Origin of the sequence: Leifsonia sp. ZF2019, from assembly GCF_019924635.1 — a bacterium.
GTDB lineage: Bacteria > Actinomycetota > Actinomycetes > Actinomycetales > Microbacteriaceae > Leifsonia.
Genome location: NZ_CP065037.1, coordinates 2756844 through 2773102, shown reverse-complemented (window position 1 = coordinate 2773102; position 16259 = coordinate 2756844). Strand labels below are relative to the sequence as shown.

The 16259-nt window shown below is 70.2% G+C and carries 18 protein-coding genes and 1 pseudogene; 7 read left to right on the top strand and 12 right to left on the bottom strand.

Annotation, left to right across the window (positions count from 1 at the left end):
* Nucleotides 1–2: 2 nt before the first annotated feature.
* Complete coding sequence (locus tag IT072_RS13555; protein ID WP_223357388.1) at nucleotides 3–965, bottom strand: zinc-binding dehydrogenase; 963 nt, start codon at nucleotides 963–965, stop codon at nucleotides 3–5.
* A 108-nt stretch (nucleotides 966–1073) separates the two neighbouring features.
* Here IT072_RS13555 and IT072_RS13550 point away from each other — a divergent pair, with 108 nt between their 5' ends.
* A complete protein-coding gene (locus IT072_RS13550) occupies nucleotides 1074–1649 on the top strand; it encodes a TetR/AcrR family transcriptional regulator (protein ID WP_223357387.1) in 576 nt (191 codons plus the stop codon).
* 84 nt (nucleotides 1650–1733) lie between these two features.
* Here the strand turns inward: IT072_RS13550 and greA are convergent, their stop codons facing one another.
* Together greA and IT072_RS13540 are read right to left on the bottom strand one after the other, a co-directional pair.
* Nucleotides 1734–2225: a transcription elongation factor GreA gene (gene greA, locus IT072_RS13545; RefSeq protein ID WP_223357386.1), complete on the bottom strand. Its 492-nt coding sequence runs from the start codon at nucleotides 2223–2225 to the stop codon at nucleotides 1734–1736.
* A 109-nt stretch (nucleotides 2226–2334) separates the two neighbouring features.
* Nucleotides 2335–2802 (bottom strand): DUF4307 domain-containing protein, encoded by a 468-nt coding sequence (locus tag IT072_RS13540; RefSeq protein ID WP_223357385.1) that lies wholly within the window; start codon nucleotides 2800–2802, stop codon nucleotides 2335–2337.
* A 63-nt stretch (nucleotides 2803–2865) separates the two neighbouring features.
* Between IT072_RS13540 and IT072_RS13535 the strand changes: the two genes are divergently transcribed.
* The gene (locus IT072_RS13535) at nucleotides 2866–3132 is read left to right on the top strand and encodes a hypothetical protein (RefSeq protein ID WP_223357384.1); all 267 of its coding nucleotides are present in this window, start codon (nucleotides 2866–2868) and stop codon (nucleotides 3130–3132) included.
* 3 nt (nucleotides 3133–3135) lie between these two features.
* Here IT072_RS13535 and trhA read toward each other — a convergent pair whose 3' ends face one another.
* On the bottom strand, nucleotides 3136–3954 hold the full coding sequence (trhA, locus tag IT072_RS13530) for a PAQR family membrane homeostasis protein TrhA (RefSeq protein WP_223357383.1): 819 nt from the start codon (nucleotides 3952–3954) through the stop codon (nucleotides 3136–3138).
* Between the two features lie 72 nt (nucleotides 3955–4026).
* Here trhA and IT072_RS13525 point away from each other — a divergent pair, with 72 nt between their 5' ends.
* From IT072_RS13525 to IT072_RS13510, 4 genes are all read left to right on the top strand, one after another.
* Complete coding sequence (locus IT072_RS13525) at nucleotides 4027–4821, top strand: isoprenyl transferase (protein WP_223357382.1); 795 nt, start codon at nucleotides 4027–4029, stop codon at nucleotides 4819–4821.
* Nucleotides 4822–4942: 121 nt separating this feature from the next.
* A complete protein-coding gene (locus tag IT072_RS13520; RefSeq protein ID WP_223357381.1) occupies nucleotides 4943–5947 on the top strand; it encodes an aminotransferase class V-fold PLP-dependent enzyme in 1005 nt (334 codons plus the stop codon).
* A gap of 357 nt (nucleotides 5948–6304) precedes the next feature.
* Complete coding sequence (locus IT072_RS13515; protein ID WP_442786808.1) at nucleotides 6305–7654, top strand: PhoH family protein; 1350 nt, start codon at nucleotides 6305–6307, stop codon at nucleotides 7652–7654.
* Between the two features lie 107 nt (nucleotides 7655–7761).
* Nucleotides 7762–8394, top strand: a complete 633-nt coding sequence (locus tag IT072_RS13510; protein WP_223357379.1) for a prepilin peptidase — start codon at nucleotides 7762–7764, stop codon at nucleotides 8392–8394.
* A 104-nt stretch (nucleotides 8395–8498) separates the two neighbouring features.
* Here IT072_RS13510 and IT072_RS13505 read toward each other — a convergent pair whose 3' ends face one another.
* Genes IT072_RS13505 through xseA form a run of 5 tightly spaced genes read right to left on the bottom strand, consistent with a single transcriptional unit; the run spans nucleotide 8499 to nucleotide 12862 of the window.
* Nucleotides 8499–9905 (bottom strand): class II fumarate hydratase, encoded by a 1407-nt coding sequence (locus IT072_RS13505; RefSeq protein ID WP_223357378.1) that lies wholly within the window; start codon nucleotides 9903–9905, stop codon nucleotides 8499–8501.
* 38 nt (nucleotides 9906–9943) lie between these two features.
* Entirely contained in the window at nucleotides 9944–10612 is a 669-nt protein-coding gene (locus IT072_RS13500) for a carbonic anhydrase (protein ID WP_223357377.1), read from the bottom strand.
* Nucleotides 10613–11269, bottom strand: coding sequence for a DUF4245 domain-containing protein (locus IT072_RS13495; protein WP_223357376.1), 657 nt, complete (start codon nucleotides 11267–11269; stop codon nucleotides 10613–10615). It abuts the gene before it with no gap.
* Complete coding sequence (locus IT072_RS13490) at nucleotides 11266–11550, bottom strand: exodeoxyribonuclease VII small subunit (protein ID WP_223357375.1); 285 nt, start codon at nucleotides 11548–11550, stop codon at nucleotides 11266–11268. The genes IT072_RS13495 and IT072_RS13490 overlap by 4 nt, the downstream gene beginning before the upstream one ends.
* Before the next feature lie 10 nt (nucleotides 11551–11560).
* On the bottom strand, nucleotides 11561–12862 hold the full coding sequence (gene xseA, locus IT072_RS13485) for an exodeoxyribonuclease VII large subunit (protein WP_223357374.1): 1302 nt from the start codon (nucleotides 12860–12862) through the stop codon (nucleotides 11561–11563).
* A 77-nt stretch (nucleotides 12863–12939) separates the two neighbouring features.
* On the opposite strand from xseA, the gene IT072_RS13480 reads away from it, so the two are divergent.
* The gene (locus tag IT072_RS13480) at nucleotides 12940–13980 is read left to right on the top strand and encodes a 4-hydroxy-3-methylbut-2-enyl diphosphate reductase (protein WP_223360983.1); all 1041 of its coding nucleotides are present in this window, start codon (nucleotides 12940–12942) and stop codon (nucleotides 13978–13980) included.
* An 11-nt stretch (nucleotides 13981–13991) separates the two neighbouring features.
* Here the strand turns inward: IT072_RS13480 and IT072_RS13475 are convergent, their stop codons facing one another.
* From IT072_RS13475 to IT072_RS21400, 3 genes and pseudogenes are all read right to left on the bottom strand, one after another.
* Nucleotides 13992–15200 (bottom strand): MFS transporter, encoded by a 1209-nt coding sequence (locus IT072_RS13475; RefSeq protein WP_223357373.1) that lies wholly within the window; start codon nucleotides 15198–15200, stop codon nucleotides 13992–13994.
* A 7-nt stretch (nucleotides 15201–15207) separates the two neighbouring features.
* On the bottom strand, nucleotides 15208–15642 hold the full coding sequence (locus tag IT072_RS13470; RefSeq protein ID WP_223361036.1) for a hypothetical protein: 435 nt from the start codon (nucleotides 15640–15642) through the stop codon (nucleotides 15208–15210).
* A gap of 58 nt (nucleotides 15643–15700) precedes the next feature.
* Nucleotides 15701–15964 (bottom strand): annotated as a pseudogene (locus IT072_RS21400) (hypothetical protein); the annotation flags it as partial.
* Between the last annotated feature and the right edge of the window lie 295 nt (nucleotides 15965–16259).

The window sequence follows — 16259 nt, the reverse complement described above, 5'->3', positions numbered from 1 at the left end:
CGTCACGGGGTGAGCACGAGCCGGCCGAAGACCGGCGAGCGGTCCAGGCGGGCGTGCGCAGCCGCCGCCTCGGACAGGGGAAGCACGTCGTCGACGACCGCGTGCAGGTCGCCGCGGACGGCGTCGTCGAACGTCTCCGCGCGCACGGTCCGCAGCGCCTCCCGCTCGATCGAGTCGAGGCTGAACGTCGCGAACGAACGCGACGCGCGGAACGCCCGCAGCAGCGCCATGCCGAAGTCGGGCAGCGGGAACCCGGCCACCGCGCCGACCAGCACCAACCGGCCGTTCGGTGCGAGCACGTCCAGGAAGTCGGGGAGGTGCTCTCCGCCGACGATGTCGACGATCACGTCATAGGCGGCGGGCGCCGTCGGATCGCCCCCGCCACGGCGGTCGAGCACGTGGGTCGCGCCGAGCCCGAGCAGCCGGGCGCCACGCTCTGCAGAGGAGGTCGTGACCGCGACGGCGGACGCACCCGCCCGGGCGGCCAGCTCGACGGCGGCGATCCCGATGCTTCCTGCGGCACCGCGGACGAGGACGGTCTCGCCGGGGGCGAGGTGCGCGTGGGCGAGCGCGAACCGCGCCACGGGAGCCGCGCTGCCGAGGGCGACCGCGTCGATAGGCGACAGCTCCGCGGGGAGGGGGACCACATCCTCCACCGCTGCGACGGCCTCGTCCGCGTAGGCGCCGGAGGTCCCCGTGAATGCCCAGACCCGGCGCCCCACCCAGGAGTCGTCGACGCCGTCGCCCACCGCAGCCACGGTGCCCGCGACCTCGCTGCCGAGCACGAGCCCGGTCTCGAAGCCGAGACCGCCCAGGGTGCCGCGGCGGATGACCGCATCCACTCCGCCGACGCCGATCGCGTCGGTGCGCACGAGCACCTGGCCCGCGGAGGGCGACGGCGACGCCGTCTCCACGACCGCCATGCCGCTCGCGTCGCCGAACTCCCGGATCACCACTGCTCGCACGTCCCGCTCCGTCTCCGCACCGCCGAGTGCGGTACTGTCGGGTCGACCGTAGTGGACGCATCCGTCCACTTATCCGAACTGAGGAACCGGGGGCACCGATTGACTCAGATGCTCCGCGCCGACGCGCAGGACAACAGAGACCGGGCACTGGAGGCGGCCCGCGGACTCTTCGCCGAGCATGGCATCGACGTGCCGATGCGGGAGATCGCCCGCGTCGCCGAGATCGGGCCCGCCACCCTGTACCGCCGGTTCCCGACCAAGCGCGACCTGATCGAGGCGGCGTTCGCGCAGGAGCTGGGGGAGTGCCGTGCGATCGTCGTCGACGGCTGCGCCGACCCGGACCCGTGGCGCGGGCTCCGGTCGGTGATCGAACGGATCACCCTCCTGAACGGGCGCAACCACGGCTTCGTCGAGGCGTTCCTGTCCTCGTCGACGGAGGCGGCGGAGCTCCATCGCCACCGCGCAGAGCTGCTGCGGCTCGTCGCGGGGCTGGCGCGCCGCGCCCAGGCGGCCGGAGGGTTGCGGTCCGATTTCGCTGTCGACGACCTGCTCTTCGTCCTCCTCGCCGGCCGGGTGCTCTCCTCCGCGCCGCTGGAGAAGCGGCCGGCCGCCGCACGGAGGTTCGCGGCGCTGGCCATCGACGCCCTCCGCGCCTCCGACGCGCACGAATCCCTGCCCGCCTGACCGAGGGACCCTCGCGGACAAGGCGGCCGGAACGACGATGCGCGCCCCCGGAACGGGGACGCGCATCCGACGTGGTCTCGCCGACTACTGGCCGGCGTAGGTCTCGACCTTCGTGATCTCCACCGCGATCTGCCGGCCGTTCGGGGCCGTGTACTCGGTCTTGTCACCGACGTTGAGGCCCAGGATGGCCGCGCCGAGCGGGCTCTGCTCGCTGTAGACGGGGAGCTCGGTCCCGGCCGCGATCTCGCGGTTGCCGATCAGGAAGACGCTCTCGTCGCCCGCGATGGTCGCGGTGATGACGGTGCCCGGCTCGACGACGCCGTGGCTCTCCGGGGCGTCGCCGACGGTGGCACTGCGCAGGAGGTTGGTCAGCTGGACGATGCGGGCCTCGATCTTGCCCTGCTCGTCCTTGGCGGCGTGGTAGCCGCCGTTCTCCTTGAGGTCGCCCTCCTCGCGCGCCGCCTCGATGCGCTTGGCGATCTCGTTGCGGCCGTTGACGCTGAGCTCCTCGAGTTCCGCCGCGAGACGGTCGTACGCATCCTGGGTCAGAAAGGTGACCGGGGTCTCCTGGGACATGGTGAGCTCCTTCGCGCCCGCGGCGATGGGCCGCGTGGGCAGATAGGCCGGCCGCAGCCGGTGGGTAAAGTAGACGCCCCGACCTCGGTCGGGGCGTATCCACAGAATGCTAGGTCAGCCAGCAGGTGTTAATCAAACCTGTGTTGCTCTGCTGGATGGTGCGGATGGTCTCCGTGTGCTGGGTGACGCGGGCGTCGGATCCCGGGTAACTGACGATGCGCCAGCCGACGATCGCGAAGTCCTCGTTGAGGGCCTGGATCGCGCAGGTGACGGGCGTGCCTTTCGGGGCGTTGATCGTGAAGCTGATGTCGACGTGATGCGCGTCGGTGATGCTGTACGCGGTGTCGGTCGCTTCGAGCTCGGACTGGTTGTTGTCCCAGCCGGCCCAGAACGACCAGGCCACGACGACGGCCAGGACGGCTACTCCGCCGCCGATGAGGAGCCAGCGGTCGCGCCGCTTGCGCTGCGGCGTGCGTCCGTAGCGGCGATCGATGGTCTGCGTCACGGCCATGCGCGCCGGTTCCGCCTCTCGGTCCACGTTCAGGCCTGCCGTCGGGGCGGCGGTAGGCTGAGTCAAGACTAGGAGACGAAGCTGTGAATCACGGCTTCCTCCCGACTCGAGAGAAGAGATCCCCGAACGATGATCGCCGACGCCCTCCTGCGCGCCTCCGTCTGGCTGGCGGCCACGCCGACCCCGACTCCGTCGAGCGGCCCCAGCGAGGACCAGGTCACTCCGGGCGTCGTCGGCTTCGTCGTCACGTTCGTGATCGCGGTCGCCGCCGTGCTGCTGATCCTCGACATGGTCCGCCGCATCCGCCGCGTGCGCTACCGCGAGGAGATCGCGCAGAAGCTCGACGCCGAGCAGGCGACCGATCGCCCGGACCCCCGCCCGGGCGACGAGCGCTAGGCGTCAGCCCGCGTTGTAGGCGGGGTGCAGCGCGATCAGCAGCGTCGCCGTCCAGTGGCAGAGGAAAGCCAGCACGGTCAGCGTGTGGAAGATCTCGTGGAAGCCGAACTTCCCCGGGAACGGGTTCGGACGCTTGAGCCCGTAGATCACGGCGCCGACCGTGTAGAACACGCCGCCGACGAGCACGAGCACCATCATGGCGACGTTCGCCTCGACGAGGTCGACGATGTACATCATCGCCGCCCAGCCCAGCGCGACGTAGATCGGCACGTACAGCCAGCGCGGCGCGGTGATCCAGAACACCCGGAAGCCGATCCCGAGCAGTGCGCCGCCCCACACGAGGCAGAGCAGCAGGATGCCCTTCTCCGGAGGCAGCGCGAGGATCGCGAGGGGGGTGTAGGTGCCGGCGATCAGCAGGAAGATGTTGGCGTGGTCGATGCGCTTGAGCACGACCTTGGTGCGCGGCTTCCAGTTGAACCGGTGGTAGAGCGCCGAGTTGCCGAACAGCAGCATCGACGTGAGCATGAACACCGCCGACGCCCACTTGGCGGGCGCTCCCTGCGCGAGGCAGATGAGGACGATGCCCGCGGCGATCGTGACGGGGAACGTCCCCGCGTGGATCCAGCCGCGCCACGTCGGCTTGATGTCGGCGACGTTGGCCGGAGACGCGTCGAGCAGCGGGATGTTCGGGAGGTCGCGTCCGTGCGAGCGAGCGGCGGCGTCGTCAGCCTGGACCGCGGCGTCCGACGCGTCGAGCTCGGTCGCGGGCTCGTGCAGGAGCTCGGCGACATCCTCGGGCTGATGACGGTTTCGGGACGACATGGCCCAAGCGTAGGGGACGAGGGTGGCGGGATGCTGAGAGCCGCACGGGACCGGGGGCGCTAACGTATCCCCGTGAGCAAACGCAGTTCGGCCCCCGGCAGCGGCCTGCTCTACGGGCTCTATCAGAAGCGGCTGCGCCGTGAGCTGGCGGGACGGGGGGAGCAGGCACTTCCGAAGCACGTCGCGATGATCATCGACGGCAACCGCCGGTGGGCGCGGCAGGCCGGATTGACCACCGTGGCGCACGGCCACCGCGCGGGCGCCGCGAAGATGCGCGAGTTCCTCGAGTGGTGCGACGACCTCGGCGTCTCGGTCGCCACGCTGTACCTCCTGTCGAGCGACAACCTGACGAACCGCGAGAGCACCGAGCTCTCCGATCTCATCGAGATCATCGCGGAGCTCGCCGACGACCTCAGCCGGTACCGCGATTGGCGCGTGCAGCACGTCGGCTCGACCGCCGGGCTGCCGGAGCCGCTGGTCGCCGCCCTCTCCGGCGCCGAGCAGCGCACCGCCGGCAACACCGGGATGCACATCAATCTCGCCGTCGGCTACGGCGGCCGCAAGGAGATCACCGACGCCATGCGCAGCATCGTCGCCGCGCACCACGCCGAGGGCGGCAGCCTCGAGACGCTCGCCGACCTCCTCACCCCGGACATGATCGGCGAGCACCTCTACACCGGCGGCCAGCCCGACCCCGACCTCGTGATCCGCACTTCCGGCGAGCAGCGCCTCAGCGATTTCATGCTCTGGCAGAGCGCGCACTCCGAGTTCTACTTCGTCGAAGCGCTCGGCCCCGACCTGCGCGAGGTCGACTTCCTGCGCGCGGTGCGCGACTACTCCCGACGTCAGCGGCGCTTCGGCGGCTGAGCCTCCGTCGTCAGCGGAGGAGATACGCGCCGCCGGCGAGGATCCCCTCCCTTCACCGCCAACACGCCGTGTGCGGCAGCAGAACTCCTCCGTTGCCGCCAGAATCGTACGGGAGGTTCGGATGACGCCAGTCGAAGAGTTCGCGCGCGGGTTCGGCGAGGAGCCGGGATACCTGGACTACGGGCGGGTCGGGCCGATCTCGGGCGCCGTCCGGGCCGAGGCCACGGCCCAGTACGAGATCCTGGCGCGGGCGCGCTACGGGACGGTCGACCGGCTGCAGGGCGAGGACGCCCGGGTGCGCGAGGCCGTGTCGGCCCTCACCCGTTTCCCGGCAGATCAGGTCGCGTTCCAGCCCAACGCCTCCCTCGGTCTCATGCACGCCGCCTTCGGGCTCACGGGAGGGGAGGTGCTGTTGTCGAGCGCCGAGTTCCCGTCGGTCACCTACGCTGCCGTCCGCGCCGCGCAGGCGATGCGCGTGATCACGCCGACCTGGCTGGAGACCGACCACGGACGCGTGACGCCCGCTCAGATCCGCGACCAGATCACCTCGGCCACGGCCGCCGTGATGGTGAGCCTCGTCGACTCGCGCACGGGCTACCTCGCCGACATCGACGGGATCCGTCAGGTCATCGGCGACCGGCTGCTGATCGTCGACGCCATCCAGGGCTTCGGCGTGGTCGACGCCCCGTACGAGGTGGCCGACGTCGTACTCGCCGGGGGTCAGAAGTGGGCGCGCGCGGGATGGGGGACCGGCTTCCTCGCGCTCAGCGACCGCGCGATCGACCACCTCACCCCTGTCTTCAGCGGCTGGACCGGCACCGGCCAGGGGCTCACCTGGGACGAGGTCGTCGAGCCCGCCCACGGTGCGCAGGCGTTCTCGATCTCGAATCCGGACTCCGTGGCTCAGGCGCGCTTCGCGGCGGCCCTCGAGGAGATCGCGGCCGAGGGGTCGCGGACGTCAACGCGGCGATCGCCGACGGAGTGGAGCGTGTCATCGACCTGGCGGACGAGTTCGCCCTGCCGGTGGTCTCGCCCCGCAATCCGGCCGAGCGCGCGGGCATGGTCGTGGTGGAGCCGCCGGAGAGCCTCACCGCGCTCAGCGCCTCCCTGTTCAACCACGGCGTGAGCGCGTCGGTGCGCCAGACGTCGGTGCGGTTCAGCGTCCACGCGGGCACCACAGAGGAGACGTTCGACATGCTGCGCGCGGCGTTCACCTCCTACGCGTCCGCGATCTGACGCCGGGTCGGCGGCCGAACGCGCACTCCGCGACGGCGGTGCTGTCCAGTTCCCACAACTGGGGGCGATTGTTCACCCGATGGAAACACGACACGCGGCCCCCGCGACTGCCCGTGTCGGTCGTGCGGCGTAGTTTCGTGGCATCGGGCATGGCGCCCGGTCGAGACGGCCACATAAGTTCGTTTCGGGACCCAGCGGCCGACTCGCCAAGTTGATCCGCAGCCCTCGCGGGGGCTGCGGGGTGGGAGTGGTCGTGGCTGAATCAAAGACCGGGCAGTTCGAGGCGGCACCCGACGGAACCAAGCAGGCCGAGCGCACGTACGTGCTCGACACCTCGGTCCTCCTGTCGGATCCCAAGGCGATCCACCGGTTCGCGGAGCATTCCGTCGTCATCCCGGTGGTCGTCGTCAGCGAGCTGGAGGGTAAGCGCAACGACCCGGAGATCGGGTACTTCGCGCGTCAGGCTCTGCGCAACCTGGACGACCTGCGGGTGGAGCACGAGCGGCTCGACTTCCCGATCCCGATCGGCGACGGCGGCTCGCTGCGGGTGGAGCTGAACCACTCCAACATGGGAGTGCTCCCCAGCGGGCTGCAGCTCGGCGACAACGACTCCCGCATCCTCGCCGTGGCGCTCAACCTCGCGAACGACGGCCTCGACGTGACGGTCGTCTCCAAAGACCTCCCGCTGCGCGTGAAGGCCGCCTCGATCGGGCTGGCCGCCGAGGAGTACCGGCACGAGCAGGTCGTGGACTCCGGCTGGACCGGGCTCTCCGAGATCGCGCTGGGCAGCGACCAGATGAGCGACCTGTACGAGAACGAGTGGATGCGCACCCCCCTGGTCGACGGCCTCCCCGTCAACACGGGCCTCGTCATCCACTCGGATCGCGGCTCGGCCCTCGGCCGCGTCGTCGCCGAGGGCGAGGTCAAGCTCGTGCGCGGCGACCGCGACGTGTTCGGCCTGCACGGCCGGTCGGCGGAGCAGCGGCTCGCGATCGACCTCCTGCTCGACCCGGAGGTCGGCATCCTCTCGCTCGGCGGACGTGCCGGCACCGGCAAGTCGGCGCTGGCACTGTGTGCCGGGCTGGAGGCGGTGCTCGAGCGGCAGCAGCACAAGAAGATCATGGTGTTCCGCCCGCTCTACGCGGTCGGCGGCCAGGAGCTCGGCTACCTGCCGGGCGACCAGGGCGAGAAGATGAACCCGTGGGGCCAAGCGGTGTTCGACACTCTGGGGGCCCTGGTCTCGCAGAATGTGCTGGACGAGGTGTTGGACCGCGGAATCCTGGAGGTGCTCCCGCTCACCCACATCCGCGGACGCTCCCTGCACGACGCCTTCGTGATCGTGGACGAGGCGCAGTCGCTGGAACGCAACGTGCTGCTCACGGTGCTCAGCCGCGTCGGGCAGAACTCGCGGGTGGTGCTCACGCACGACGTCGCCCAGCGCGACAACCTGCGTGTCGGACGCCATGACGGCGTCGCGTCGGTGATCGAGACGCTGAAGGGGCACCCGCTGTTCGGGCACGTCACCCTGACGCGCTCGGAGCGATCGGCGATCGCGGCGCTCGTGACGGAGATGCTGGAGGCCAACGAGCTCGCCTGAGTGGGCGCGCCGCGCACGCGGCGCATGCCGGAGTGTGGACGGGGTGCTCTCTCCACGGGATCGTCCGGGAGGGGAGCACCCCGTTCGCCGTCTCCTAGCGTGGAGCCATGGGGGAGTGGAGGGGGATCACGGCCGCGACAGCGGTCGGTCTCGGCGCCGCGCTGCTGCTCGTACGCGGCGCCGCACCGGCCGCCGTCGTCGGCCTGTACATCGCCGCGGTGACGGCACCGCTGATCGCGACGGACGTGCGCGAGCGGCGGCTGCCCGACGCGCTGGTGCTGCCGGGGTACGCGGTGGCGGCCGTGGGTCTCGGTTCCGGGACGGGAGCACGTGCCGCGGCCGGGGTGGAGGCCGGTACGGGGGTGGAGGCGGTCGTGTGTGCGCTCGTCGTCCTCGCGGTGATGGCGGTGCTATGGGCGGCCGGTGGTGTGGGGATGGGGGATGTGAAGCTGGCCGGCTTGCTCGCTGCGGCCCTCTCCGCGCTGCTGGATCACGGTGACGGATCAGCGAACGTCGCGGTCTCAGCGTGGCTTGGGGCGGCGTTCGCGACCGTGGCCATGGTCGGGGCGGTCGAATGGGCCGCGAGCAGAGCGGCGCGGTGCGGCGTGCGGGCGACGGCCGCATCCGATGCCGGGTCCGGCACCGGGGTCCGCGGTCGCGGGCTCGGCGCTCCCGGGCGGGAGGTGGCGTTCGGTCCGGTGCTGCTCGGGTGCTTCTGGGCGGTGGTGCTGCTCGCGTGAGGTGCTGTGGAAACACCACAGGGGTCGCATTCTGCCGGTATCGCGGTGGCGAAGCGGCGGGATGCGACCCCTGTATGGCCGAGGGCTGTGTGGCCGAGGGCGGGTCAGCCCGGGTGGGTCATGCTCAGGACGTCGAGGGCCTTGTCGAGCTGCTCGAGGGTGACCTCGCCTCGGTCGACGAAGCCGAGGTCGATGACGGCCTCGCGGACGGTCATCCCCTGGGCGACCGAATGCTTGGCGACCTTGGCGGCCGCCTCGTAGCCGATCACGCGGTTGAGCGGGGTGACGATCGACGGGCTCGACTCGGCGAAGGCGCGCGCGCGGTCGAGGTTGGCCTCGAGACCGGCGACGGTCTTGTCGGCGAGCACCCGGCTGGCCTGGGTGAGGAGGCGGATGGATTCGAGCAGCGCGGTGCCCATGACCGGGATGGCGACGTTGAGCTCGAACAGGCCGGAAGCGCCGCTCCACGCGATGGTGGCGTCGTTGCCGACGACGCGGCTGGCGACCATGAGCACGGCCTCCGGGATGACCGGGTTGACCTTGCCGGGCATGATCGACGAGCCGGGCTGCAGGTCCGGGATGTGGATCTCGCCGAGGCCGGTGTTCGGCCCGGAGCCCATCCAGCGCAGGTCGTTGCAGATCTTGGTCAGGCTGACGGCGATCGTGCGGAGTGCTCCGGAGGCCTCGACCAGGGCGTCGCGGTTGGCCTGGGCCTCGAAGTGGTTGCGGGCCTCGGTGATCGGCAGCTCGGTCTCCGCGGTCAACAGCTCGATGACCAGCTGCGGGAAGCCGAGGGGAGTGTTGATGCCGGTGCCGACCGCCGTGCCGCCGAGCGGGACCTCCGCGACGCGGGTGAGCGAGGACTGCACGCGCTCGATTCCGTAACGGATTTGCGCGGCGTACCCGCCGAACTCCTGGCCCAGGGTCACCGGGGTGGCGTCCATGAGGTGGGTGCGGCCGGACTTCACCGCGGTCGCCCACAGCTCGGCCTTCTCCTCCAGAGCAACCGCGAGGTGGTCCAGGGCCGGGATGAGATCGTCGATGAGGGCGCCGGTGACGGCGATGTGCACCGAGGTCGGGAAGACGTCGTTCGACGACTGCGACGCGTTGACGTGGTCGTTCGGGTGCACCGGCGCACCGAGGCGGCGCGACGCGAGCGTCGCCAGCACCTCGTTCATGTTCATGTTGGAGGAGGTGCCCGAACCGGTCTGGTAGACGTCGATCGGGAACTCGCCGTCGTGCGCTCCGCTGACGACGTCGTCCGCGGCGGCGGCGATGGCGTCGGCGATCTCCTGATCGAGGACCCCCAGACGCGCGTTGGCGAGCGCAGCCGACTTCTTGATCCGGGCGAGCGCGGCGATCTGTGCCGGCTCGAGCACCGATCCCGAGATCGGGAAGTTCTCGACGGCCCGCTGCGTCTGCGCGCTGTAGAGCGCGGCCGCGGGGACGCGCACCTCGCCCATCGTGTCGTGCTCGATGCGGTACTCGGCGTCCGCCTGGGTGTCCACCACGGTGTGTTCTTCCTTTCTGATGCCGACGACGCTGCGGTTCAGCGCTCGGACTGCTGTTCGGCGACCGGATCGGCCATGCCGACGACGATGTCGGGGACGACCCGACCTTCCTGAAGACGGTAGTTCGCGCCGACGATCGCGAGGATGTTCTCGGCGACGGCGGTGCTGATGATCTCCGAGCGCGCGAGCAGCTCGGCGACGGTGTCACGCAGGTGCTCGCGGCCCACCTCCGACGGGTCGGCGGCGGCGACGTCGATCGCCTCGCCTTCCGGGGTCCCGGTCACCCGGTGCACAGCGGGGACGATCGGCGCGATGAGGTTCGCGATGTGCGGGGGGAGGGGCTCGGCGTCCGGGGCCTGGGAGGCGATCGCCGATGCGACGGCGCCACAGGAGTCGTGGCCGAGCACGAGGATGAGCGGCACCTTGAGCACGGCGACCGCGTACTCCAGCGACCCGATGACGGAGTCGGAGGCGACCTGGCCCGCGTTGCGCACCACGAAGGCGTCGCCGAGACCCATGTCGAAGATGATCTCCGCGGCCAGACGCGAGTCCGCGCAGCCGAAGATGGCGGCGACCGGCGCCTGCCCGCCCGCGACCGACTGTCGGCGCTCGACGTCTTGCCGCGGGTGCTGTGGGGTGCCCGCGATGAAGCGCTCGTTTCCGGCGAGCATCGCGCTCCAGATCCGTCCGGGCCGGGTGGTGGGCATCTATTCGCCTTTCAGTGCGGTGATCTGCTCCGCCAGCGCCGAGGCGACCGTGCGGAACTCGGAGTCGTCTGCGGTGCCGACGAGGACGATGGAGCTGCGGCCGGCGTTCGTGGTCAGGCCGTACTCGACATCGCCCGGGACGGTGCCGGACTTGCGGTTGTCGTAGACGTCCCACGTGACGCCGTCGATGTCGCGGGTGCCGGCGATGCGCGACTTCGCGACCTGATCGGCGACCCAGCTGTCGTTGGCGTCGAAGCCCTGCGTGATGCCGATGTACTCACCCTTCGGGGTGAGCAGCCCGATGTACCAGGAGTCGACCTTGTCGGCGGTCTTGGTGCGCAGCTCGGCGCTGTTCGACTTCCAGCCGTCGGGCAGTCTCGGCACGACGAGGCGATCGGGCTCGCTGCCCTGCGCCTCCTGCGCGATGGTCGTGTAGTCGACGGGAGGGGTCGTCGCGGTGGGGTTGCCGCGCGGCACGACGAGGACGATCACGATGACGAGCGCGACCGTCGCGAGGAGCGAGTAGACGAGGTTGTTGATGGTCTGCCGGTTGCGATGGTTCGCAGAGTTCTGCGCCTTGCGCGCGGCCGTCTCCTCGGGGGTCTCGGGGCGCCCGAGTTCGGCGACGACCGCCGGAGGCTTGGTGCGGGGACTCATTCGCTGTCAGCGGCTCCCGCGCCCGTGCCGACCGCCGCCGCATCGCCGGAGCGTGCGGCGTCGAGCCGGGCCTTCGCGCCGATCAGCCACTCCTCGCACCGGCGGGCGAGGGCCTCGCCGCGCTCCCAGAGGGCGATGGACTCCTCGAGGGTCGCCGACCCCTGCTCGAGCTCGGTCACGACACGGACCAGCTCGTCGCGCGCCTCCTCGTAGCTGAGCTCGCCGAGGGGGTCCGCGCCGGGGGTCGACCCCGCGGCCGGGGTCGTCTGGGAAGTCGGCATGGCACCCATTCTATTTGCCCTGCCGAGTGCCCGCTGAGTCCGGGCCGGCATCGGCGTCCGGATGGGCGGGCGAGGGCACCTCGTCGCCCGCGGTCGCCGCGAACGCGCCGCCCGAGACGGTCACGCGGAGCGGGCTTCCGGGCACGGCCTCCGCCGGCGAGGTGACGACACGGCCCGTGGCATCCTGCACGATCGCGTAGCCGCGGTCGAGAGTCGCCTGCGGTGAGAGCGCCCGCAGGTGACCGCGCAGTTCGGCGACACGGCGCGTCTCGCGCTCGACACCGCGGTCGACGAGCTCGACGCCGCGGGCGACGTACCGGGTCAGCTCCTGCGCGCGGGAGTCGACGATCCACCCGGCCGAGGCGAGGACGGGACGCGTGCGCAGGTGCCCGATCCGGTCGATCTCGTGCCCGATCATGTGCGTGAGCCGCGCGCCGATGCGCGCGCGGGCCTGATGCACCCGCGCGAGCTCCTCGGCGACGTCGGGGACGACGCGCTTGGCGGCGTCGGTCGGCGTGGAGGCGCGGAGATCGGCGACCTCGTCGAGCAGCGGGCGGTCGGCTTCATGCCCGATCGCACTGACCAGCGGTGTCGTCGCTGCGGCTGCGGCCCGCACCAGCGTCTCGTCACTGAAGCCCAGGAGGTTCTGGAAGTCGCCGCCGCCGCGCGCGACGATGATGACCTCCACCTCGGGATCGGCGTCGAGCGCACGGATCGCCGCGACCACCTCCGGAACCGTGCGGTCGCCCTGCACCGCCGCGTAGATGGTGCGGAACCGCACCTGAGGCCAGCGAAGCTGCGCATTGCGCAGCACGTCCTTCTCGGCGTCGGAGTCGCGGCCGGTGACCAGGCCGATGGTGTGGGGGAGGAACGGGAGGCGCTTCTTCCGCTCGGGAGCGAACAACCCCTCCGCGGTCAGCTGCTGCCGGAGGCGCTCCAGTCGCTCCAGCAGATCGCCCAGGCCGACGTGGCGCATGTCGGAGACCTGCATGGTGAGCGTGCCGCCTTTGACCCAGTAGTTGGGCTTGACGGCGGCGATGACCCGGTCGCCCTGCGTGAGGTCGGCGGGGATGCGGGCCTTGACCGACGACCAGATGGTGAAGCTGATCGTGGCATCGCCCTCGAGGTCTTTGAGCTTGCCGTAGACGTTGCCGCCCGACACGCCCCACTGGGTGATCTCGCCCTCCACCCACGCCGTGCCCAGCCGGTCGATCCAGCCCTTGATCTTGCCGGCCAGCACCGAGACGGGCCACGGCGCGTCCAGCGTCGGCGGGCCCGGGGTGAACGAGGGTGCGTTCGTCGTCTCCGTCACGCTCGGGAGCCTCCCATCCGTTCCTCAGCGCTCTCCCGTACGATCGAAGGGTGAGCGACGCGACAATCAGCCTGCCGATGCCCCGGATCCCGCGGACCCCCGGTGCGCGCGGCCGGCTTCAGGATAACCCGGTCGCCGGGAGCAAACGCGTGCTGCTCGCCGCGCCCCGCGGCTACTGCGCCGGGGTCGACCGCGCGGTCGTCGCCGTCGAGAAGGCGATCGAGCACTACGGGTCGCCGGTCTACGTGCGCAAGCAGATCGTCCACAACGTGCATGTCGTCTCCACTCTGGAGAAGCAGGGCGCGATCTTCGTCGACGAGGTCGACGAGGTTCCCGAGGGCGCGCACGTGGTGTTCTCGGCGCACGGCGTCTCCCCGGCGGTTGTCAACGCGGCCTCCGACCGCGGGCTGCACGCGATCGATGCGACGTGCCCGCTCGTCACCAAGGTGCACCGTGAGGCCGTGCGCTTCGCCCGCGACGACTTCGAGATCCTTCTCATCGGCCACGAGGGCCACGAGGAGGTCGAGGGCACCGCGGGGGAGGCCCCCGACCATGTCACCCTCGTCAACGGCCCGGACGACGTCGACAACATCGTCGTGAAGGACCCGGACAAGGTGGTCTGGCTCTCGCAGACCACGCTCTCCGTCGACGAGACGATGGAGACGGTGCGCCGCCTGCGGGAGCGCTTCCCGAACCTCCAGGACCCGCCCAGCGACGACATCTGCTACGCCACCCAGAACCGTCAGGTCGCGATCAAGAAGGTCGCCGAGCAGGCCGAGCTGGTCATCGTCGTCGGCTCCGCCAACTCCTCCAACTCGGTGCGCCTCGTCGAGGTCGCCCTGGAGTACGGCGCGAAGGCCGCCTACCGCATCGACTACGCCAGCGAGATCAAGCAGGAGTGGCTCGACGGCGTCGCCAGCATCGGCGTCACCAGCGGCGCGTCCGTGCCGGAGGTGCTGGTGCAGGAAGTCCTCGACGATCTCTCCGGCGCCGGCTACCGCGATGTCGAAGAGGTCAAGACGGCCGAGGAAGACCTCATGTTCTCGCTGCCCAAGGAGCTCCGCAAGGACATCTCGGGCAAGCAGGACTCCCGCGCGCTGGGCGGCCGCGGGCGCTGAGGGCCGCTGGGTCACGAATCCGCTCGATCCTCGATGGACGACTCGACGAATCGCTGACTCAGCTGTCTCCGTATGGTTCCCCGCAGAGCCATCCCGACCGCGAGAACCGCGACACAGGCGCCGACCCACGCCGCGACAGTCGGGTATCCGGCCGCTGAGACGGATATGCCGGTCAGCGCGCTGGCCGTGGCTCCTCCGACGTTGATCAGGGTGTCGAGCCGTCCCTGTGCCTGGAGGCGTTTGGGTGGGGGCGCCGACGCGAGGATGGCGGAGCTCGCGATCATCCCGAACGACCAGCCGAGACCGAGCAGGGTGAGGCCGATCGCGAAGGTCATCGTCGACCCCGTGCCGACGACGATGAGAGCGCATGCTCCCGCGTACACCATCAACGCCACTGCGCACGAGTGCTGGGCAGTCAGACGCCGGACGACCACACCTATGAGCGGGCTGGCCGCGTACATCGCGACGAGATGGGCGCTCATCACGGCACCGATCATCGCTCCCGACGCGCCGGCCGATGCCAGGAAAGGCGGAGCCAATCCCATGAGTCCGGTCATCGCCATGTGACCCGCCACCGCTGTGATGGAGGCGTTGACAAGCGCTGTGGGCGGCGCAGCGCTCTCGGGTTCGATCGGGCGCGAGCGAGGGTCAGGAGCCATCGCCTGTGGTGGGCGTCGCAGAGTGGAGACGACCGCGATGTCGGCGGTGTAGGTTGCGGCGATCATCACGAACGGAGCGGCCCGACCCCACTGCGTGTCGAGCATCGACGCGATGTTGGGTCCAACGAGACCGCCTACCGCAGCCATCCAGAGCACCAGCGCGATGCTTCCCGGGCGCCGGGTCGGATCGGTCTGCAGTTCGGCCGCAGCGAAGCGAAGCGCGAGTCCCGCGACCGTGCCTCCGCCGAGAGCGGCAAGAGCTGCGAAGAAGAGTGCGAGCGATCCGATCGTCACGCCTGTCGCTGCCGCAAGCGCGCCGACGGTGGCAACGGCATAGGCGACGATGAGAGCGGTTCGGCGCCCGTGGCGCGCTGCCAATCGCGCGATCGGCATGCTGAGCGCTGCGGCGCCGACGACCGTTGCGCTCTGTGCGAGTCCTGCAGACCATGCCGCACCGGAGAGTCGTGACGCCGTCATGGCGCTGACGGTGACCGATGCTCCCGCTGCGGCAGCACCGAGCGCCTGCGCAACCATGAGCGGGGCGAGTGCACAGCGGGTCACGCCGTGCTCACCGACGCCGCTTGTAGTAGAACGGCGCTTCATCCCCGTCGACGAAGACCGCCGTGAAGTCCTCGAAATCCTGGTAGACAACCGCCTCGTACCGCGTGACGATGCTCCCATCGGGCTGCTCGATGGCGACTCCGTGCCACGGAGAGATCGTCGTCCGGGGATCGCTCAGTCGGGGCGAGTACTGGCCCGGCTTGGGGTGCACCGTGCCTCGGACGGCGCCCTCGAACGCTTCGGCGATCACGTTGAGCTCGCGGAGTTTCGTCATCAGGACGGCATATTCGAAGGCGGTGTGCTCGGCGCGCTCCTGCATCGCGGTCTCCGCCTCCCCGAAGAAGCGTCGGAGGTCGATGTGCTCGTGAGCCCCGCTCTTGTAGAGCTCGATCACGGCAGCGGAGATCGCTGTGGTCTCGGTGCCCTGCCGCAGCGCGCGCACGACCGTCGAGGATGAGGGTGAAGATCACGCCGGGTTCATAGAAGCTCTTCACGGCGTCGGCGATGTTCTTGAGCCATTGCAGCGCGTAGAGCTCACCGAGATCGGGACCGACTCGACGGTGGGCGGCGGGGTTGTGTGGCCTCCCGGCGAACGATGGGAGCACGATCTCGATCGAAGCGTTGCGGCGAACTGCACGGTCGATCTGCCGATACACCGGACCGCCGGGATGCTCCGTGTGCTCGGCGGAGCCTTTGCGGAAGAGCGGATCGTTCAGTACGTGCACGACGCTCTCAGTCGTCGGAGGGAGGTGTGACAGGCTCATGCGGAGCGTGTGGCGAGCCTGGAACGACCGCACGTCGTATGCGGGGAGAGTGAGCGAGTCCATCGCATGCCAACGTCGAGCAGCGTCCAGGAGCTTCCAGGGATCCGCTTCCCACCCGGGGCGTGTGAACGACACGTGAGCGAAATCGAGCGGAAGAAGGAGTGACATGATTCCCATTTCTGATTGACGATCAGAAATATGGAATCAGAACCCCGAATCTGAAAGAAGAATATTAACGCGTGTGACGGCCTTAGTTCTCGGCCACTCTCTCGTCCGCGGTCGCCGCGATCCATGC

Coding starts and splice junctions, on each gene's coding strand:
- IT072_RS13535 (WP_223357384.1), top strand. CDS start 2,866: ATGATCGCCGACGCCCTCCTGCGCGCCTCCGTCTGGCTGGCGGCCACG.
- IT072_RS13510 (WP_223357379.1), top strand. CDS start 7,762: ATGGGGGAGTGGAGGGGGATCACGGCCGCGACAGCGGTCGGTCTCGGC.
- IT072_RS13480 (WP_223360983.1), top strand. CDS start 12,940: ATGCCCCGGATCCCGCGGACCCCCGGTGCGCGCGGCCGGCTTCAGGAT.
- IT072_RS13500 (WP_223357377.1), bottom strand. CDS start 10,612: ATGCCCACCACCCGGCCCGGACGGATCTGGAGCGCGATGCTCGCCGGA.
- greA (WP_223357386.1), bottom strand. CDS start 2,225: ATGTCCCAGGAGACCCCGGTCACCTTTCTGACCCAGGATGCGTACGAC.
- IT072_RS13520 (WP_223357381.1), top strand. CDS start 4,943: ATGACGCCAGTCGAAGAGTTCGCGCGCGGGTTCGGCGAGGAGCCGGGA.
- IT072_RS13495 (WP_223357376.1), bottom strand. CDS start 11,269: ATGAGTCCCCGCACCAAGCCTCCGGCGGTCGTCGCCGAACTCGGGCGC.
- IT072_RS13550 (WP_223357387.1), top strand. CDS start 1,074: ATGCTCCGCGCCGACGCGCAGGACAACAGAGACCGGGCACTGGAGGCG.
- IT072_RS13490 (WP_223357375.1), bottom strand. CDS start 11,550: ATGCCGACTTCCCAGACGACCCCGGCCGCGGGGTCGACCCCCGGCGCG.
- trhA (WP_223357383.1), bottom strand. CDS start 3,954: ATGTCGTCCCGAAACCGTCATCAGCCCGAGGATGTCGCCGAGCTCCTG.